The following is a 1,499-nucleotide window of genomic DNA, read 5'->3' as shown; positions in this document are numbered from 1 at the left end:
CAGTCGACAAAGGCGCGCAGGAAATTGCCTTCCCCGAACTGGATGACCCGCTCCGGCAGGTGGCCCGGGTAGGGGCCTGCCTCCAGGTTGGGGGGAAAGTTGAAATCGCCGGTGAGCAGGGTTTTATTTAAAGGTCGCAACCTGTATTCTCCTTCCCATATTTAGTATTACGCCTGGAAAGCTGTTAAGCCGTCTCCAGTTTCCGCAAATCACGAAAAGCTGGATCATCGTAAGGTATTATCTCGCGGCCATGATTGCCGGCCAGGAACCACAGGTAATAAAGTTTAACCCCCGGCGGGGCGGCTACCGGGTGATAGCCGTATGGTATTTTAAACGTATCTCTATCTCTAATCAAAAATGCTTCATTTACCTTACCATCTTCAGTATATAAGAGCTGGACGCCGAAGAGGTTAGCCGGTTCAACCCGGAAGTGGTAGATCTCAACCAGCTCTGTTTCCTGGGGCGGCCGATTCCGGTCGTGTTTATGAGAAGGAAAGCTGGACCAGCTTCCCGGGGCGCTGTAGGTTTCTCCGACAACAATCCGGTCCACCCTGCCCTCGCCATTCTCGACGATAATATCATGTACTTCCCGCTGCCAGAATTGAGCACCGCGGTGATTCGTTGTCACTTCATCTGGTAAAACCACAAACGGTTGATACTTTTTTTCGGCTTTTACCTGGCAGAAGCTTGCCTCCAGGGCAGTTTCGGCTTTTACTCTGTAATCACTGTCTCTGGGTATATAGACTGTGGTAGCCTTTCCCTGAAAAACACTTTCCCTGACGCCCAGGTTTTCAAAATGCTTATTTTCAACCACAAATGAAGCCTTACCGCTCATAATAACAGCCGCAAGCTCATACTCACCCGAACGGGAGGTGAATTCCTCACCTGGCGTTAATTTTAATAAAGCAAACCCCATTAAGTCATTCGTGCCGTTGGGCTGAAGAATTTGTTGAAATCCTTTGCTCTCTTGACAATGGTAATACAGCTGCTCCATATTGTTTCGTCTCCCTTTCAAAAGTAACTTTAATGATTGCAATAGACCCGACTATTTTTAAGCAGAAATTAATTCACCGAGGCGGCCAACAGGTTACTATCTCAACTGGTTCGCTATTAAAATTATCAGCTCCTCACTACATCAAGTGGGTAGACCAAAATCCAGGTTACCAGCAATGAGTTAAGAGATGGTAATAAAATTAGCCTTATTATGATAGCCACAGGCCTTTGCTTTTCCAGCTTAGTCCCCTCCAGGAGGACATTTGAAATACGGCTGGTAAACCAAGTAAATACTTCTCCTCCGAAATCACGCGGGCTTACAGTTTTTTCTATATTTTACTTAAATGGAAATATTTAGTAGTAACCAAACAACGCCTTCACCAAGCCCTGGGCTTTGTACACTATCCTGAAAATAGCGTTCTTGCGAACCAGTATGCTACTGTACTGGGGGTGGGGCAGGTCCCCTCCAGGCGCTGGTTGCGCCCTTATACTTGAACGAGCTCCGC

1 protein-coding gene is annotated in these 1,499 nt (G+C 47.3%); it reads right to left on the bottom strand.

The window, feature by feature from the left end:
- Positions 1-184 precede the first annotated feature (184 nt).
- Positions 185-994, bottom strand: a complete 810-nt coding sequence (gene iolB, locus SDD30_RS17335) for a 5-deoxy-glucuronate isomerase (protein ID WP_434076182.1) — start codon at positions 992-994, stop codon at positions 185-187.
- Between the last annotated feature and the right edge of the window lie 505 nt (positions 995-1,499).

Origin of the sequence: Moorella naiadis (nom. illeg.), assembly GCF_051020825.1 — a bacterium.
Lineage (GTDB): Bacteria > Bacillota > DSM-521 > Neomoorellales > Neomoorellaceae > Neomoorella > Neomoorella naiadis.
Note: the sequence above shows the minus strand (reverse complement) of the source record. Positions and strands in the feature narration are given on the sequence as shown.

Excerpts from the sequence above, each read along its gene's own strand:
- iolB (WP_434076182.1), bottom strand. The coding sequence starts at position 994 with ATGGAGCAGCTGTATTACCATTGTCAAGAGAGCAAAGGATTTCAACAA.